The sequence below is a fragment of the Pseudomonas sp. 10B238 genome (assembly GCF_000970615.1).
Classification (GTDB): domain Bacteria; phylum Pseudomonadota; class Gammaproteobacteria; order Pseudomonadales; family Pseudomonadaceae; genus Stutzerimonas.
The window spans coordinates 106,805-121,927 of sequence record NZ_KQ033935.1; the positions used below are offsets into that span (position 1 = coordinate 106,805).

At 63.3% G+C, this 15,123-nt stretch carries 18 protein-coding genes; 14 read left to right on the forward strand and 4 right to left on the reverse strand.

The features are described 5' to 3' along the window. Nucleotides 1–117: 117 nt before the first annotated feature. On the reverse strand, nt 118–1,071 hold the full coding sequence (locus tag RT21_RS14745) for a TAXI family TRAP transporter solute-binding subunit (protein ID WP_045423094.1): 954 nt from the start codon (nt 1,069–1,071) through the stop codon (nt 118–120). Nucleotides 1,072–1,452: 381 nt separating this feature from the next. Between RT21_RS14745 and RT21_RS14750 the strand changes: the two genes are divergently transcribed. Continuing rightward, complete coding sequence (locus RT21_RS14750) at nt 1,453–1,881, forward strand: HhH-GDP family DNA glycosylase (protein WP_045431460.1); 429 nt, start codon at nt 1,453–1,455, stop codon at nt 1,879–1,881. 79 nt (nt 1,882–1,960) lie between these two features. Next, a complete protein-coding gene (locus RT21_RS14755) occupies nt 1,961–2,203 on the forward strand; it encodes a hypothetical protein (protein WP_045423095.1) in 243 nt (80 codons plus the stop codon). Nucleotides 2,204–2,207: 4 nt separating this feature from the next. Here the strand turns inward: RT21_RS14755 and phnN are convergent, their stop codons facing one another. Continuing rightward, a complete protein-coding gene (gene phnN, locus RT21_RS14760; protein WP_045423096.1) occupies nt 2,208–2,747 on the reverse strand; it encodes a phosphonate metabolism protein/1,5-bisphosphokinase (PRPP-forming) PhnN in 540 nt (179 codons plus the stop codon). Nucleotides 2,748–2,858: 111 nt separating this feature from the next. Here phnN and RT21_RS14765 point away from each other — a divergent pair, with 111 nt between their 5' ends. The 10 genes from RT21_RS14765 to madM all read left to right on the forward strand — a co-directional run bounded on the left by RT21_RS14765 (nt 2,859) and on the right by madM (nt 10,813). Further along, the gene (locus RT21_RS14765) at nt 2,859–3,296 is read left to right on the forward strand and encodes a YqaA family protein (RefSeq protein ID WP_046163299.1); all 438 of its coding nucleotides are present in this window, start codon (nt 2,859–2,861) and stop codon (nt 3,294–3,296) included. Nucleotides 3,297–3,412: 116 nt separating this feature from the next. Further along, nucleotides 3,413–5,080 carry a malonate decarboxylase subunit alpha gene (mdcA, locus tag RT21_RS14770; protein ID WP_046163300.1) on the forward strand — a complete coding sequence of 556 codons (1,668 nt, stop codon included), beginning with the start codon at nt 3,413–3,415 and terminating at the stop codon, nt 5,078–5,080. Continuing rightward, nucleotides 5,080–5,958 carry a triphosphoribosyl-dephospho-CoA synthase gene (locus tag RT21_RS14775; RefSeq protein ID WP_046163301.1) on the forward strand — a complete coding sequence of 293 codons (879 nt, stop codon included), beginning with the start codon at nt 5,080–5,082 and terminating at the stop codon, nt 5,956–5,958. Before mdcA ends, RT21_RS14775 begins: the two co-directional genes overlap by 1 nt. A 2-nt stretch (nt 5,959–5,960) precedes the next feature. Next, entirely contained in the window at nt 5,961–6,260 is a 300-nt protein-coding gene (locus RT21_RS14780) for a malonate decarboxylase subunit delta (RefSeq protein ID WP_046163302.1), read from the forward strand. After that, on the forward strand, nt 6,253–7,119 hold the full coding sequence (locus tag RT21_RS14785) for a biotin-independent malonate decarboxylase subunit beta (protein WP_046163303.1): 867 nt from the start codon (nt 6,253–6,255) through the stop codon (nt 7,117–7,119). The genes RT21_RS14780 and RT21_RS14785 overlap by 8 nt, the downstream gene beginning before the upstream one ends. Beyond that, entirely contained in the window at nt 7,116–7,901 is a 786-nt protein-coding gene (gene mdcE, locus RT21_RS14790) for a biotin-independent malonate decarboxylase subunit gamma (RefSeq protein WP_046163304.1), read from the forward strand. The genes RT21_RS14785 and mdcE overlap by 4 nt, the downstream gene beginning before the upstream one ends. A gap of 71 nt (nt 7,902–7,972) precedes the next feature. Then, nucleotides 7,973–8,593 carry a malonate decarboxylase holo-ACP synthase gene (locus RT21_RS14795; RefSeq protein WP_046163305.1) on the forward strand — a complete coding sequence of 207 codons (621 nt, stop codon included), beginning with the start codon at nt 7,973–7,975 and terminating at the stop codon, nt 8,591–8,593. Further along, entirely contained in the window at nt 8,590–9,516 is a 927-nt protein-coding gene (mdcH, locus tag RT21_RS14800; protein ID WP_046163306.1) for a malonate decarboxylase subunit epsilon, read from the forward strand. Before RT21_RS14795 ends, mdcH begins: the two co-directional genes overlap by 4 nt. 130 nt (nt 9,517–9,646) lie before the next feature. Further along, entirely contained in the window at nt 9,647–10,045 is a 399-nt protein-coding gene (gene madL, locus RT21_RS14805; protein WP_046163307.1) for a malonate transporter subunit MadL, read from the forward strand. A 3-nt stretch (nt 10,046–10,048) separates the two neighbouring features. Next, nucleotides 10,049–10,813 (forward strand): malonate transporter subunit MadM, encoded by a 765-nt coding sequence (gene madM, locus RT21_RS14810; protein WP_045423116.1) that lies wholly within the window; start codon nt 10,049–10,051, stop codon nt 10,811–10,813. A gap of 48 nt (nt 10,814–10,861) precedes the next feature. On the opposite strand, the gene RT21_RS14815 is transcribed toward madM, so the two are convergent. Then, nucleotides 10,862–11,782, reverse strand: a complete 921-nt coding sequence (locus tag RT21_RS14815) for a LysR family transcriptional regulator (protein ID WP_046163308.1) — start codon at nt 11,780–11,782, stop codon at nt 10,862–10,864. Nucleotides 11,783–12,122: 340 nt separating this feature from the next. On the opposite strand from RT21_RS14815, the gene RT21_RS14820 reads away from it, so the two are divergent. Continuing rightward, complete coding sequence (locus RT21_RS14820; protein ID WP_045423119.1) at nt 12,123–12,317, forward strand: hypothetical protein; 195 nt, start codon at nt 12,123–12,125, stop codon at nt 12,315–12,317. A gap of 145 nt (nt 12,318–12,462) precedes the next feature. Here the strand turns inward: RT21_RS14820 and RT21_RS14825 are convergent, their stop codons facing one another. Beyond that, the gene (locus RT21_RS14825) at nt 12,463–12,831 is read right to left on the reverse strand and encodes a PH domain-containing protein (RefSeq protein WP_046163310.1); all 369 of its coding nucleotides are present in this window, start codon (nt 12,829–12,831) and stop codon (nt 12,463–12,465) included. 184 nt (nt 12,832–13,015) lie between these two features. Here RT21_RS14825 and RT21_RS14830 point away from each other — a divergent pair, with 184 nt between their 5' ends. Beyond that, nucleotides 13,016–15,091, forward strand: a complete 2,076-nt coding sequence (locus RT21_RS14830; protein WP_046163397.1) for a TonB-dependent siderophore receptor — start codon at nt 13,016–13,018, stop codon at nt 15,089–15,091. Nucleotides 15,092–15,123 lie beyond the last annotated feature (32 nt).

Consider the following 15,123-nt stretch of genomic DNA (forward strand, 5'->3'; position numbering starts at 1 on the left):
CGTGATTTCACGCTGGTTTTACTAGCGCCTCTTCAGATTCGGATTGGACGAGCCGCAGACGTCAGGACTGACGCCCACGGTTCAGGCTGGGCAGCACCGGGCTGCCCAGGGGCGTAATCAGAGTACGCCGGCTTCCTTGTAGTAACGCTCGGCACCCGGATGCAGCGGGATCGGCAGCGCCTTGGTGGCGTTTTCCAGCTTGATGTCCTTGGCGGCGGAATGCGCGTTGCCTAGCTGGTCGAGGTTTTCGAACAACAGCTTGGTCATCTGGTAGGCAATGTCATCCGGCACGTCCGAATGGGTCACGAGGATGTTGGTGATGGCCACGGTCGGCACGTCGGCTTCCTGGCCGTCATAGGTACCCGCCGGGATCTTGGCCGCCTGGTAGGCGTCGTTGCCGATCTTGTCGACCACGTCTTGCGGGATTTCCACGTAGTTCAGCGGCATGGTCGAAGCCAGGTCGCGAATGGCGGCCATACCCAGGCCGGCCGATTGCAGGGTGGCATCCAGCTGGCGGTTCTTGATCAGCTCGACAGATTCGGCAAACGGAAGGTATTCCACCTTGCCCATGTCTTCGTAGCTCAGGCCGGCCGCCTTGAGGATGGCGCGAGCGTTGAGTTCGGTGCCGGATTTCGGCGCGCCGACGGAGATCGACTTGCCCTTGAGGTCGGCCAACGTCTTGATGCCGGACTCTTTGCTGGCGACGATCTGGATGTAGTTCGGGTAGCTGCCGCCGATGGCGCGCAGTTTCTTCAGGGGTGCCTTGAAGCCGGCTTCCTCGACGCCATTCCAGCCGTCAGCGACAGAGTCACCGAGGGCAAAGCCCAGCTCGCCACGACCGGATTGCAGAAGATTGAGGTTTTCGACCGAAGCCTTGGTTGCCTGCACGGAGGTTTTCGCGCCGTCGATGCCTTTGCTGTACAGCTGGGAGATGCCCACCCCGATTGGGTAGTACACACCGCTGGTGCCGCCCGTGAGGATATTGATGAAGGTCGGGGCAGCCACTGCGGCGGTGCTGGCGGTGAAGGCCGCTGCGGCAGCGAGCAGGCTGAAGCGTTTGGTCAATCTCATGGTGTATCTCCGTTTCGTTGTTATTGGTTTTGCAGAACTGACGATAGACGATCAGCTACAGCGCCAGGGCTGCATGCAACGACAAGAAAAGGAGAGACGGCGTCGGACGTGCTTTCACAGAGTGAAGCAGGAGCGCTGTGCGGCTTTTCTTGTCGTTGGTCGTCGCATCGGGCAGTTAAGACTTAGCACGAGCTGTGCCATAACGCCGAAGGCTCTGTTTCAGCGGGTCAGGGCCGCCTCATAGCCCCTGTTGGCAATATTTCGCTCATAGGTGAAGCGGCGATAGGCGGAATTCTGCCTATCGCCGCGCAAAAGCCGATGCGAACCCTGATCTGCCGTTGGCGTCGCAACAGAGGAATCCACCGCGAGCGAGACACAGCAATGGCCAGTGAAATCAGCGCGAAAGAACTCGGGATCGATATCAGTCAGGGAGAAGGCGAGCTGTTCAAATGGTTCATCGCCAGCTTCCTGTTCGGCAAGCGCATCCAGCAGGACATCGCCGCCGACGCCTATCGTGTCATCGTCGAAAAGCACAAACGCGACACGCCGAGAAAGCTAGGCAACTGCAGCTGGCAAGAGCTGGTGGACATGCTGGGGGAGGGTCACTACGTGCGCTATGACGAATCGACCGCCGAACGCCTGCTCAAGCTCAGCGACAAACTCAATAACGAATACGGCGGCAAGCTCGGCAACATTCGTGAACAAAGCAAGGACCGCAAGGAGCTGGAAAAAAGGCTGGGCGAGTTCGAAGGGATCGGGCCGAAAACGGTGGAGATCTTCATGCGCGAGGCGCAAAAGGTCTGGTCCTAGCCGCCGCTGCGACCAGCTGTGCTTGCGCTATGGATCGATCCGGCTAAAGTGGCGCCAGCCCTCCATCGAAGTCCGACCCATGCGCGCCGTTCTCATTGCGTTCAGCCTGTTCTTGCCGTTGCTGGCTTACGCCGCCCCGGCGCCGTATTACCAGTGGCAAAGCAAGGCCGACGGCACGGTGATCTGTCGGCAGACCTCGCCGGGGCATGGCTGGGAGCTGCTCAACGGCCAGCCTTTCCGCGATCTCAAGTGCACCATGCCGGCCGGCCGCATCGACCGGCCCAACGCGGTGCCGGGCTTCCACCCACAGCCAGGGCGCTGATGGGTTAACGATCGATGAGTCGCAGCAGCTTGCTCACTGACTCGTGAAGATCGCCTGAGTTGTCCAGCAGAAAGAGTTCGTCCAGCGAGTCCTCGAAACGTGCATTGCGGGCCAGGCGGGCTTCGATCTGCTCCGGCGTCTCGCGGTTGCGTTTGAGCAGCCGTTGGCGCAGCACCTCGGGGCGTACGCTGAGCAACACCGCCAGCAGGTCGGGATAGCGCTGGCGCGCCTGCTCAAGATAGCCACGCGAACCGTTGACCAGCACATCCTCACCGGCGGCCAGCCACTGGTCGATCTGGATGGGTATCCCGTATGCAAGTTCGTTGGCGCGCCAGCTCATGGCAAAGGCACCGTCGCGCTCCAAACGATCGAACTCGTCATGACTGACCGCTTCGGCAGATTCGCCCACGGCTTCGGCCGAGCGCGTGATGACTCGCCGTGCGATACGTACGCCGCGCTCGGCCAGGGCTTCGCGTGCCGCATCGAGCACGCTGTCCTTGCCGGAACCGGAAGGGCCGATGAGGTAGATCAACCTGCCTTTCATCAAAATCCTCTGTTACCTTGCCATGCGTGACGCCAAGGCTGCAGCCTGCCAGATTTTCATCATGCCTTCTCGTTATGTCGCATCGGCGATGCCTGAGCCCACGATTCCATAATGTTCGACCTGACTGCCTACCTCGGCCTGTTCGGCGCGGCCTTCGCCGCCGCTACGCTGGTACCCGCTCAATCCGAGGCCGTGCTGGTCGGGCTGTTGCTGCATGGCGGCTATTCGCTGACAGGTCTGCTGGCGGTCGCCACGCTGGGCAATGTGCTGGGCTCATTGGTCAACTGGCTGTTGGGCCGATCGATCGAACGTCTGCGCAACAAACGCTGGTTCCCCGTCAGCGCGCAGCAGCTGGAACGGGCCCAGCGCCGCTATCACCGCTTCGGTCGCTGGTCGCTGCTGCTGAGCTGGGTACCAATCATCGGCGACCCGCTGACAGTAGTGGCGGGCACGCTGCGTGAACCGCTGTGGAGCTTCCTCTTGTTGGTAACCCTGGCCAAGGGCGGCCGCTATTTGCTGCTCGCCAGCGTGACGCTCGGTTGGTTGTAAGCCCATCCAGAGCCATCGTTAACCTCAGCGTAACGAAACGCCTCCGCGCTTGATTGATGACCCTCCGGTCATCTCCCTACTGTGCGCTCCACAAGCGGAAATACTGTGGAGTCGCCATGACAACAACAATCTCCCCACCGCCGCAGTGGTCGCGTCGTCGCGCTGAAAAAGCCCGGCGTCTCGATCAGGTGCGCAACCTCGCCGATGGCGTGGTGCTGCCCAGCGAGCGGATCGTCGAGGCCCTGGAACTGCTGATCGCCCCCGGCGACCGGGTGGTGCTCGAGGGCAACAACCAGAAGCAGGCGGACTTCCTCTCCCGCTCCCTGGCCCAGGCCGACCCCGGCAAGCTGCATGATCTGCACATGATCATGCCGAGCGTCAGCCGCGCCGAGCACCTGGATCTGTTCGAACGGCAGATCGCGCGCAAGCTGGACTTCTCCTTTGCCGGCCCGCAGAGCCTGCGCATCAGCCAGCTGCTCGAAGACGGCCTGCTCGAAGTCGGCGCCATCCACACCTACATCGAACTCTATTCGCGTCTGTTGGTGGACCTGATCCCCAATGTCGCGCTGGTGGCCGGCTTCCAGGCCGACCGCCACGGCAACATCTACACAGGCCCCAGCACCGAAGACACCCCGGCGCTGGTCGAGCCCACCGCGTTCTCCGACGGCATCGTCATCTTCCAGGTCAACGAGATCGTCGACGAGCTGCCGCGGGTGGATATCCCGGCCAGCTGGGTGGATTTCGTAGTAGTCGCCGACAAGCCGTTCTATATCGAGCCGCTATTCACCCGCGACCCGCGTCACATCAAGCCGGTGCACGTGCTGATGGCGATGATGGCGATCCGCGGCATCTACGAAAAACACAGCGTGCAGTCGCTCAACCATGGCATCGGCTTCAACACCGCCGCCATCGAGCTGATCCTGCCGACCTACGGCGAATCCCTTGGCCTGAAAGGCAAGATCTGCCGCAACTGGACACTCAACCCGCACCCGACCCTGATCCCGGCGATCGAGACCGGCTGGGTCGAGAGCGTGCATTGCTTCGGCACCGAGCTGGGCATGGAGAACTACATCGCCCAGCGCCCGGACGTGTTCTTCACCGGCCGCGACGGCTCGATGCGCTCCAACCGCATGATGTGCCAGCTGGCCGGGCAGTACGCCGTGGACCTGTTCATCGGCGCGACCCTGCAGGTCGATGGCGATGGCCATTCCTCCACCGTCACCCGCGGTCGTCTGGCCGGTTTCGGTGGTGCGCCGAACATGGGCCACGACCCGCGCGGCCGGCGCCATCCGACCCCGGCCTGGCTGGACATGGCCATGCCCGGTGGCGAAGCGCCGGTGACCCTGCTCGAGCGCGGCAAGAAGCTCGTGGTGCAAATGGTCGAGACCTTCCAGGAAGGCGGCAAACCCACCTTTGTCGAGCAGCTCGACGCGGTCGAGGTGGCAAAGAAGAGCGGCATGCCGCTGGCGCCGATCATGATCTACGGCGACGACGTTACTCACCTGCTCACCGAGGAAGGCATCGCCTACCTGTACAAGGCGCGCTCGCTGGAAGAGCGTCAGGCGATGATCGCCGCGGTGGCGGGCGTCACCAGCATCGGCCTGCGGCATAACCCGAAAGACACCGCGCGCATGCGCCGCGAAGGGCTGATCGCGCTGCCGGAAGACCTCGGGATCCGCCGCAACGATGCGACCCGCGAGCTGCTGGCGGCGAAGAGCATCGCCGAGCTGGTGGACTGGTCCGGCGGCCTCTACAACCCGCCTGCCAAGTTCAGGAGCTGGTGATGAGCGCACTCATTGCAAGACAGGCGCAGCCGACGCTGGCTGAGCGCCTGGCAGACCTGGCGGTGCAGGCGCTGATCGACGAGGCCGACCTCTCGCCGAAGCCGGGCCTGGTCGACCGCCGCGGCAACGGCGCGCATGACGACCTGCACCTGGGCTTGATGCACGCCTCGGCTCATGCGCTGTGGCCTACGTTCAAGGCAATGGCCGAAGCGGCGCAGCAGCTTGGCGAAGTCGGCCAGCCCCTGCGCGAAACCCTGGGCCAGCTGGGCCGGGACGGCGAAGCCGACATGCTCCGCGTCACTGGCGGCGTGAACACCCATCGCGGGGCGATCTGGGCGCTGGGGCTGCTCAGCGCGGCGGCGGCGCTGCAAATCGACGCGCCCGACGCCCGAGGCGTTGCGGCAACGGCCGCGGCACTGGCCCGCTTGAGCGACCCGGCTGCGCCGCACAACCCAGACAGCCATGGGGGGCGGGTCTGCCGGACCTATGGCGTGCTCGGTGCACGGGAACAGGCCCAGCATGGCTTTCCCGCCGTCATCGAACAGGGCCTGCCACAACTGCTGGTGAGCCGCCGCGGCGGGTCAGGTGAGCAGAACGCCCGGCTCGATGCGCTGCTGGCGATCATGACCGAGCTGAGCGACACCTGCGTGCTGCACCGCGCGGGCCTCGATGGCCTGACGCGCATGCAGCAGGGCGCTCGCGCCGTGCTGGCTGCCGGCGGTTGCGCCAGCCTCGCCGGGCGCCGCCAGCTGCGCGCACTGGAAGGCCAGATGTTGTCACTGCGTGCCTCGCCAGGCGGCGCCGCCGACCTGCTCGCCGCCACCTTATTCCTCGACCGCCTGGCGCCATTTGCGCCGGCGCCGACTGGGAGCAACTGAACATGGAAACCCTGTCTTTCGAATTCCCCGCCGGGCAGCCCGCCCGCGGCAAGGCCCTGGTCGGCGTGGTCGGCTCGGGCGATCTGGAAGTGCTGCTCGAACCCGGCCAGGCCGGCAAGCTGTCGATCCAGGTGGTCACCTCGGTCAATGGCGCCGAGCAACGTTGGCAGCAACTGTTCGAGCGGATGTTCCGCGAGCAGAACCTGCCGGCGCTGAACATCGATATTCACGATTTTGGGGCCACGCCCGGTGTAGTGCGTCTGCGCCTGGAGCAGGGACTGGAGGAGGTCGGCCATGACTGATGTGTCCGCTAATACCGTGGCCCGTTTACTCGAGTCGCGCAGCTTCGTCGAACTCGGTGCCCGCCAGCGTGCCCGCGCACTGCTGGATGCGGGTAGCTTTCGCGAACTGCTCGATCCGTTCGCCCGTGTCACTTCACCCTGGCTGCCGAAGCAGGGCATCGTCACCCAGGCTGACGATGGCGTGGTGGTCGCCAAGGGCACCATCGACGGCCAGCCGGCGGTGATCGCCGCCATCGAAGGCGCCTTTCAGGGCGGCAGCATGGGCGAGGTCGGCGGGGCGAAGATCGCCGGCGCGCTGGAGCTGGCCGCCGAGGACAATCGCAAGGGCGTTCCGACCCGTGCCGTGCTGCTGCTGGAAACTGGCGGCGTGCGCCTGCAGGAAGCCAACCTGGGCCTGGCCGCGATCGCCGAAATCCAGGCGGCCATCGTCGAGCTGCGCCAATACCAGCCGGTGATCGGTGTGGTCGCCGGCTCCGTCGGCTGCTTCGGCGGCATGTCCATCGCCGCCGGGCTGTGCAGTTATCTGGTCGTCACCCGTGAGGCTCGCGTCGGCCTCAACGGCCCGCAGGTGATTGAGCAGGAAGCCGGTCTCGACGAGTACGACTCCCGTGACCGCCCCTTCATCTGGAGCCTGACCGGCGGCGAGCAGCGCTATGCCAGCGGCTTGGTGGATGCCTACGTCGCTGACGACACCGACGCCATTCGCGAGCAGCTCCACGAGCTGTTTGCCCTGGGCATACCCGTTCAACCACGTAGCCGTCGCCATGCCTGGTTTCTGCAGCGCCTGGCCGACGTTGATACCCGCACGCAGCTCGATGCTGCCGCCGTGCGTGCCCTCTACGAAGGAGATGCCCAATGAGCCGTGGACTGAACTGGTTGCAAGCCTTGGCCGGCGGTCAGGCAATGGCGGGCTATCCGGCCTCGGTGAAGGTGGTCGATGGCACCCTCGGTGACCGTCCCGCCCGCTATATCGCCGTGGTGCCGGATGCCGAGAATCCCTTCCCGCGCGCGCGCAACGGCGAGGTTGGCCTGTTGGAAGGCTGGGCGCTGGGTCAGGCGCTGGATGAGGTGATCGAGGCGGACCGCGACAAGGCGGATAAGCGCGTGGTGGTCGCGATCGTCGACGTGCCGAGCCAGGCCTATGGCCGTCGCGAGGAGGCGCTGGGCATCCATCAGGCGCTGGCCGGTGCGGTGGACGGTTATGCCCGTGCGCGCCTGGCTGGGCATCCGGTGGTCTCGCTGCTGGTGGGCAAGGCGATGTCCGGTGCCTTTCTGGCCCACGGTTACCAGGCCCAGCGGATCATCGCCCTGCGCGATCCGGGCGTGATGGTGCATGCCATGGGCAAGGCCGCCGCCGCCCGCATCACCCTGCGCAGCGTCGAAGAGCTGGAAGCGCTGGCCGAATCGGTGCCGCCGATGGCCTATGACATCGACAACTACGCGACCCTCGGTTTGCTCTGGGAAACCCTCTCGGTGGACAGCATCGAGCAGCCGTCAGCCGGTGATCTGCAGCAGGTGCGTGACTGCCTACAGCAGGCCGTCGCCGACATCGGTAACGGCACTGACCTGCGCGGTCGTCTCGGCGCGCCGAACCGTGAGGCCTCGTCGCGTGTGCGCGACCTGCTGCGTGAGCAGTGGTAGGCAAAACGTAGCGGGTGCCACCCGCCGAACGAACTCAGCACTCGACAACAACAATCACGAGGAGGCTGTAGATGCATGACATGACACGCCCCCATGACCTGCTCTGGGGCATGACCCCAGCGCAGTTGCCCGCAGATGCGCCCGATTGGGCGCGTCAGGTGGTCGATGCCGGCCAGCCGGTCGTGGTCCGCCGGGCCGTGGTGGCAAGCGGTCAGATCGCGGTGGGCCTACGCGGCAGCCGCCGTGAAGAGCGCTACGCCTCGGTGATGGTGGCGAGCGCGGTGCTGAGGCGCGTGCGTCCGGAGCAGCTTGTCGAGCGGCTGCCCATTGCCGAACTACCGGCGCTGTGTGCGCTGGCTGAGCTGAAGCCAGCGCTGGATGTGCTCGGTCTGTGCTGGGGTGTCACGGGTTCGGTCGGTTACCAACTGGCGACCGGGCTGCCGACGGCCCATGCCGACAGCGATCTCGATCTCTTGCTGCGCACGCCCCTGGCGCTCTCGCGCCCCAGAGCGCGGGGACTCCAGCGCTTGTTAGACGAGGCGCCTTGCCGCGTCGATATGCAGCTGGAAACCCCCGCCGGTGCGATTGCCTTGCGCGAATGGGCCGGCCACTCGCCCCGAGTGTTGGTCAAGTGCGCTACCGGCGCGCGGCTTGTCCGCGATCCGTGGGCCCCTGAGGAGCTGGCCGCATGAGCAGCCTGTTCGTCTTTCCCGGCCAGGGTGCGCAGAAGCCTGGCATGTTGCATCGCCTACCGCAGGAGCCGGAGGTACTGGACTGTCTGCAGCAGGCCAGCGATGTGATTGGCGAAGATGCGCTGACGCTGGACAGCGAAGCGGCTCTGGCTTCGACCCGTTCCGTGCAGCTGTGCCTGCTGATCGCCGGTGTTGCCGGTGCTCGATTATTGATGCGGGGCGGCCAGGCGCCCGACTACGTCGCAGGTCTGTCGATCGGCGCCTACGCCGCGGCCGTGGTAGCCGGCTCGCTGGACTATCGGGACGCCGTTCGGCTGGTCGCCCTGCGCGGTGAGCTGATGCAGCAGGCCTACCCGCAAGGCTACGGCATGACGGCCATCCTCGGCCTGTCACTGACTGCAGTTGAAGGCCTGCTGGCCGAGGCCGAGGAACCTGCGTACCTAGCCAATATCAATGCCGACAACCAGCTCGTGATTGCCGGCAGCGATGCGGCCATGGCCGGGTTGGCCGTGCGCGCAAAGGCTCTCGGTGCTTCCTGCGCGCGGCGCCTGGCGATGAGCGTGCCCTCGCATTGCGCGCTCCTGGCAGAGCCGGCGCGGCAGCTTGCCGAAGCCTTTGCTGCGGTCGAGCTGCGTGCCCCGCAGATTCGCTATCTGAGCGGCTCGTCAGCACGCCCGGTGTTCGATGCTGAGCGTCTGCGTGACGACCTGGCCTTCAACATGTGCCGCGTTGTCGACTGGCACGGCACCCTGCGCACCGCCTACGAACGCGGCGTGCGTTTGCATATCGAATTGCCCCCCGGCTCGGTACTGACCGGCCTGGCGCGGCGGGTTTTTGAACAAGGTACGCTGATCGCCTTTGACGGCGCCCGGTTGGACACACTGGACGCCTTGCTGCGTCAGGAGGGCAGCCAGAGCCGATAGATCGCGTGCATTTCAGAGCGAGCGAGCCGTACTCGCCACTGTTCGATGGATAAAAACAACGACCTCGACAACACACGCGCATCGGAGCCGGTAGCACCGGGCCTGAGCGCAACCCAAAAGGACAATAACAATGATTATCTTCGGTGTGGCCTTCCTGGCCTTGTGCACCCTGACAGGCATCTTCGTCGGTGAACTGTTGGGCAAACTGATTGGCGTCCCGGCCAACGTCGGCGGCGTCGGTATCGCCATGGTGCTACTGATTCTGCTTGGCAGCTATCTCAAGTCGCGTGGCCTGTTCACGATGGATTCGGAGCAGGGCGTCAAGTTCTGGAGCGCCGTCTACATCCCGATCGTGGTCGCCATGTCGGCGCAGCAGAACGTGTATGGCGCCCTCAGCGGTGGCCCGATGGCCATCCTCGCCGGCGTCGCCGCGGTGGCCATCGCCTTTGCCCTGGTACCGGTGCTCGACCGGATCGGCCGAAAAAAGCTTGAAGCCGATGAAGCCAAACCACTGACCAACGAGGGCTAAGCCATGTACGAATCTCTACTCAAGGTCGTCTCCGGCTACGGTCTGATCAGCGGCTTCGCCATCATCGGCGCCACCATGTGGTTCTCCTACTGGCTGTCGGACAAACTCACCAAGGGTCGTCTGCACGGCTCGGCGGTGGCCATCCTCATCGGTCTATTGCTGTCCTATATCGGCGGCGTGATGACCGGGGGGCAGAAAGGCCTGGTTGATATCGCGCTGTTCTCCGGCATTGGCTTGCTGGGCGGCTCGATGCTGCGGGACTTCGCCATTGTCGCCACTGGCTTCGGTGTCAGCGTCGAGGAACTCAAGCGCGCCGGGATGGTGGGCGTGCTGGCATTGTTCGTCGGCGTGTTCTCGTCGTTTATTGCAGGCGTCTCGGTGGCCATGGCGTTCGGTTACACCGATGCGGTCAGTCTGACCACCATCGGCACCGGCGCAGTGACGTACATCGTCGGCCCGGTAACCGGCGCAGCGATCGGCGCCAGCTCGGAGGTGATGGCGCTGTCCATCGCGGCGGGCCTGGTCAAGGCGATTCTGGTGATGATCGCGACGCCGTTCTTCGCACCGATGATCGGCTTGAACAACCCGCGCGCGGCGGTGATCTTCGGCGGCCTGATCGGCACGTCCAGTGGCGTTGCCGGTGGTCTGGCGGCGACCGACGCCAAGCTGGTGCCCTACGGTTGCCTCACCGCAGCGTTCTATACCGCACTCGGTTGCCTGCTTGGCCCGTCGCTGCTGTTCTTTATCATGCGCGGACTGCTCGGTTGATTTGCGTCGAGGTGGACAAGGCGTTGCCATTGTCCACCCTGCGGTGCGTCAACTCGGATTCTTAAGGCTGTACATGCGGCATTCGGCCAGGAGCGCGAGCAGGTTGGGATCGCGCTCCTTGGCTTTCAGAAACACCACGCCGATGTGCTGTTGCAGGTGATACCGCGCCTGCAACGGCACCAGCTTGACCCGCGCCTCGTAGACCATCCCCACCCGACCGGGCAGTAAGGCATAGCCCACCCCCGAATTGACCATGCTCATCAAGGTGAAGATGTCATTAACCTGCATCGCCACCTTCGGCTCGAAGCCTGCCTGCTGGAATACCCGATTGCCGTCCTGATGGGTGGCGAAGCCTTGTGAAAGCGTAATAAAGGTGGCGTCGCGCAGATCGCTTAAGTCGACTTCCGCCTGTTGCGCGAACGGCGAATCAGCCGGCGCGGCGAGGAAGATGTCGTCGGCAAACAGCGGCAGCTGTGCACAGTCCGGGTCGTGGCTGACGCTGTCGTTGAGCGACACAAGGATCGCGTCCAGCTCCATGTTCTTCAGTTTGTAGAAAAGGTCCACGTTGGAGCCGAGGATCAGGTCGATGTTGAGCTCGCTACGGCGCAGCTTCAGCCCCATGATCAGCTGCGGCACGGTTTTCACCGTCAGCGAATACAGTGCCCCGAGCTTGAACCGCTCGGCCGAGAACCCTGCGGCCTCGCGCGTTTGGCGAACGGTCTCAAGCACATCCTGCACCAGCTTCTGCGCTTTCTCTTCCAGTACGTAAGCGCTTTCCAGCGGAATCAGGTTGCGCCCCTCGTGCTTGAACAGTGGGCAGCGCAGGGCGCTCTCCAATGAGTGGATGGCGCGATGCACGCTGACATTGCTGGTGTTCAGCTCGGCGGCCGCTTTGCTCAGATTGCCGCTGCGCATGAAGGCCAGAAACACCTCCAGCTTTTTCAGCGTGAGTTCTTCATCGATCTGCATGGCGTGTGCTCAAGGGCGGGCTACCAATTATGCCGAAAGGCCGGACCTGGTCGTGTACCGCTGGCGAAGACACGGGCCGTGGTCTGGTCATTATCCTGACTCCATTTTGTGATCTGCAGCACAGACGGGCAGACATGCACATCGCAAGGGTACAGATTGCAAATCGTGCATCTTGCAACAGTTGCTGGAACTCACTGGTTCCGTAAGTAATTGATATGAAAGCGTAAATTCGCTTTCCAATGTTGGCACGCAGGATGCTGCAGTTGCGTGTCGCCAACAGGCGTAGCAAAACAATTCGAACGCACGGCTGAGTGGGCGCGCAGCCTAGGATATGGAAAGCATGGATAACAGACTGAACGGCAAAACCGAAATATGGGCCGATGGCTATTCATTCATGGAAATGAGCGAGACATTGCTGGTCGCGTTAGGTATTCGCTCTGAAGAACCTAAGCCTTCGGATTTATCTTCCCGCCCTGCCGAGGCCGTCTCTTCGACGGCTGAAAAAGCCTGCCCTGATGTGGAGGTCGACCGGTAACGACACCGGTTCATTGCGGCAGCCAAACCTAATTACTCGCTACCTATGCTAGCGAGCCAGGGTGGTGTGGGTCCGTCGTTGCCGGACGACGCGCAACGACTTGAGCCCCTGCAGTTGCGGCACTGTGCTGTACGCTGCCGCTCAGTCAGAGCAGATGTTTGGATATGTGCTTCGATATCTCGACGATCGAGGTCTTGCCGGTGAACTCGAACTTCACCTTCCCAAGCGATGAGAAATAGACCTCCAGCTCCGAGTCCAGATCGAAAGTCCCGGACGTCTCCACCGAATAAGCAACGATGTTGTTGTAGGGCAGGGAAGTGAAATCCTTCTTGCTGCCGGTGATGCCCTGCACGTTGACCGCGATGATCCGCTTGTTGGTAAACACCACGCCGTCACGCATGGACTTGTAAGAGTCGATCACCTGCTCGTCTTCCAGCAGCAGCGACCTGACCCGCTCTGCGTATTCATCGTTCTGTTTCAGCTTGAAAAAACCTTTGTTGTCGAAATCGATCATCGCTGCGTTCCTCGTCATGAGCCGTTGACACCGCATGCTGCCCTAGCTGTACCCAGCTTTCCAGAAGGGCGTGCGGCCTTGACAGGTAGAGACAGCTTCCGATCAAATGTTACGGTATAACATTTAATCGGAAGCAGGCATGAACAGCAGTTGGGTTGCAGCAAGGGTATGGGGCATTGCCGCCATGGCAGGCTTAGGCAGCCTGTCGGCGTTGGCACAGGAATCGGACAGCGCTGTTCTCGAGGAAGTGGTTGTCACGGCTGATCGTGAGCAGGCCGAGGTCAAGGGCTATCAGGCCCGCCGTTCGGCGAGCGCGACCAAGACCGACACCCCGCTGGAGGAGGTTCCCCAGGCAGTCAGCGCCATTCCGGCCACCGTGCTAGAGGACCTGGACAGCCCGCGTATCGAAAAGGCCCTGGATTATGCCGGAGGCGTGGCCCGACAGAACGACTTCGGCGGCCTGACCATGTACGAATACAGTATCCGTGGCCTAACCACCTCGGAGTTCTACAAGGACGGCTTCAGCGTCAACCGCGGCTATATGAACCCGCAGGACCCTTCCAACGTCGAGCGTATCGACGTGCTCAAAGGGCCGGCCTCCAGCCTGTATGGTCGCGGCGACCCGGGCGGCACCATCAATATCGTCAGCAAGCGTCCGCAGAATGATCAGTTCGCGCGCCTGGACCTGAGCGCCGGCCGTTGGGATCGCTACCGCAGCAGCCTGGACGTCAACACGCCCCTGGATGACGAAGGCAAAATGCTCTACCGCATGAACCTCGCGGTGGAGGACAGCAACAGCTTCCGTGAATACCGCTCCGGCGAACGGCAGTTCTTCGCGCCGGCGTTCAGCTGGGAGCTGACACCGCAGACGCGGCTGCTGGTGCAGGCCGAGGTCATCCGGAACAGCCAGGTGTTTGACCGTGGTGTGGTGGCGCCGAATGATCATCTTGGAAGCGTCTCGCGTTCGGACTTTTTCGGTGAGCCCGGCGACGGCGATATCAAGAACAACAACGAGAGCCTGCAGGCCGAGATCGAGCATGATCTCAATGCCAGCTGGACGGTCAAATTGGCCAGCCACTACAAGCAGGGGCGCCTGAGCGGCGGCGCAACCGAGGCGAGCTTTCTGGCCGACGATGCGCGCACGCTCAACCGGGAATACCGCTATCGCGACTTCGACTGGCAGGACAGCATCACTCAGCTGGAACTTCGTGGCGTGGTCTACACCGGCGCTATCGAGCACAACCTGCTGATCGGCACCGAATACGAGCGCTATGCCAAGAACGAGCGATTGATGCGCACCAGTCCGATCTCGCAGATCGACATCTACGAGCCGGTGTACGGGCAACCGCGTCCTCCATTCAGCGTTGGCCTTGGCGGGCGCAGCACTCATCGTCACGAGCTGGTCCACTCCCGCTCGCTGAATCTGCAGGACCAGCTTCGCTTCACCGAAAAGCTGTTCGGCGTCATCGGTGCGCGTTACGACCATTACGAACATCGCCTGGACAACGAAGTAGCCGGCACGCGCGTGGAGCAGACCCATGAAAAGGTCACGCCGCGCATCGGGGCGCTGTATCAGCTGACGCCTGAGGTCGGCGTGTTCGCCAATGCCTCGCAGTCGTTCAAGCCCAATAGCGGCGCTGATGTGTCAGGCACGGCATTCGATCCGGAGGAAGGCGTCGGCTACGAAGCCGGCTTCAAGTTCGATCTGCTCGACAGCCGTCTGGGCATGACCATCGCTGCGTTTCACCTGACCAAGGAAAACGTGCTCACCGCGGACTCCGCGGATTCGGCCTATCAGATCGCCGCTGGCGAGGTGCGCAGCCGCGGTATCGATCTGCAGCTGACCGGACAGTTGACCGACGAAATCCGTGTGATCGGCGCCTACGCCTATGTCGATGCCGAAGTGACCGAGGACAACACCCTGGCGCGCGGCAGCCGCCTGCTCAACGTGCCCGAGCACAGCGGTAGCCTGCTGGGCGTGTATGAGTTCCTCGATGGCGGTCTGCAAGGCCTGGAGCTCGGCGGTGGCGTCAATTATGTCGGCGATCGTTCCGGCAACGTCGCGGACAGCGGTTTCGAACTGCCGGGGTACACGACCGTGGATCTGCTGGCGCGCTACAAGGCGACGCAGGACCTGACCCTCGGTGTGAACCTCAACAACGCCTTCGACCGCACCTACTACGAACGCTCCTACAGCAATGTTTGGGTCATGCCAGGCGAACCGCGCAACCTGAGCGTGAGCCTGTCGCTAGATCTGTAACGCAGCACCCGCTCAACCCGAGCCGGCCCGCC

Coding starts and splice junctions, on each gene's coding strand:
- mdcH (WP_046163306.1), top strand. CDS start 8,590: ATGAGCAGCCTGTTCGTCTTTCCCGGCCAGGGTGCGCAGAAGCCTGGC.
- RT21_RS14825 (WP_046163310.1), bottom strand. CDS start 12,831: ATGATCGATTTCGACAACAAAGGTTTTTTCAAGCTGAAACAGAACGAT.
- RT21_RS14750 (WP_045431460.1), top strand. CDS start 1,453: ATGGCCAGTGAAATCAGCGCGAAAGAACTCGGGATCGATATCAGTCAG.
- RT21_RS14785 (WP_046163303.1), top strand. CDS start 6,253: ATGACTGATGTGTCCGCTAATACCGTGGCCCGTTTACTCGAGTCGCGC.
- RT21_RS14820 (WP_045423119.1), top strand. CDS start 12,123: ATGGATAACAGACTGAACGGCAAAACCGAAATATGGGCCGATGGCTAT.
- RT21_RS14815 (WP_046163308.1), bottom strand. CDS start 11,782: ATGCAGATCGATGAAGAACTCACGCTGAAAAAGCTGGAGGTGTTTCTG.
- RT21_RS14755 (WP_045423095.1), top strand. CDS start 1,961: ATGCGCGCCGTTCTCATTGCGTTCAGCCTGTTCTTGCCGTTGCTGGCT.
- mdcA (WP_046163300.1), top strand. CDS start 3,413: ATGACAACAACAATCTCCCCACCGCCGCAGTGGTCGCGTCGTCGCGCT.
- RT21_RS14780 (WP_046163302.1), top strand. CDS start 5,961: ATGGAAACCCTGTCTTTCGAATTCCCCGCCGGGCAGCCCGCCCGCGGC.
- RT21_RS14765 (WP_046163299.1), top strand. CDS start 2,859: ATGTTCGACCTGACTGCCTACCTCGGCCTGTTCGGCGCGGCCTTCGCC.
- madM (WP_045423116.1), top strand. CDS start 10,049: ATGTACGAATCTCTACTCAAGGTCGTCTCCGGCTACGGTCTGATCAGC.
- RT21_RS14775 (WP_046163301.1), top strand. CDS start 5,080: ATGAGCGCACTCATTGCAAGACAGGCGCAGCCGACGCTGGCTGAGCGC.
- madL (WP_046163307.1), top strand. CDS start 9,647: ATGATTATCTTCGGTGTGGCCTTCCTGGCCTTGTGCACCCTGACAGGC.
- phnN (WP_045423096.1), bottom strand. CDS start 2,747: ATGAAAGGCAGGTTGATCTACCTCATCGGCCCTTCCGGTTCCGGCAAG.
- RT21_RS14745 (WP_045423094.1), bottom strand. CDS start 1,071: ATGAGATTGACCAAACGCTTCAGCCTGCTCGCTGCCGCAGCGGCCTTC.
- RT21_RS14830 (WP_046163397.1), top strand. CDS start 13,016: ATGGCAGGCTTAGGCAGCCTGTCGGCGTTGGCACAGGAATCGGACAGC.
- RT21_RS14795 (WP_046163305.1), top strand. CDS start 7,973: ATGCATGACATGACACGCCCCCATGACCTGCTCTGGGGCATGACCCCA.
- mdcE (WP_046163304.1), top strand. CDS start 7,116: ATGAGCCGTGGACTGAACTGGTTGCAAGCCTTGGCCGGCGGTCAGGCA.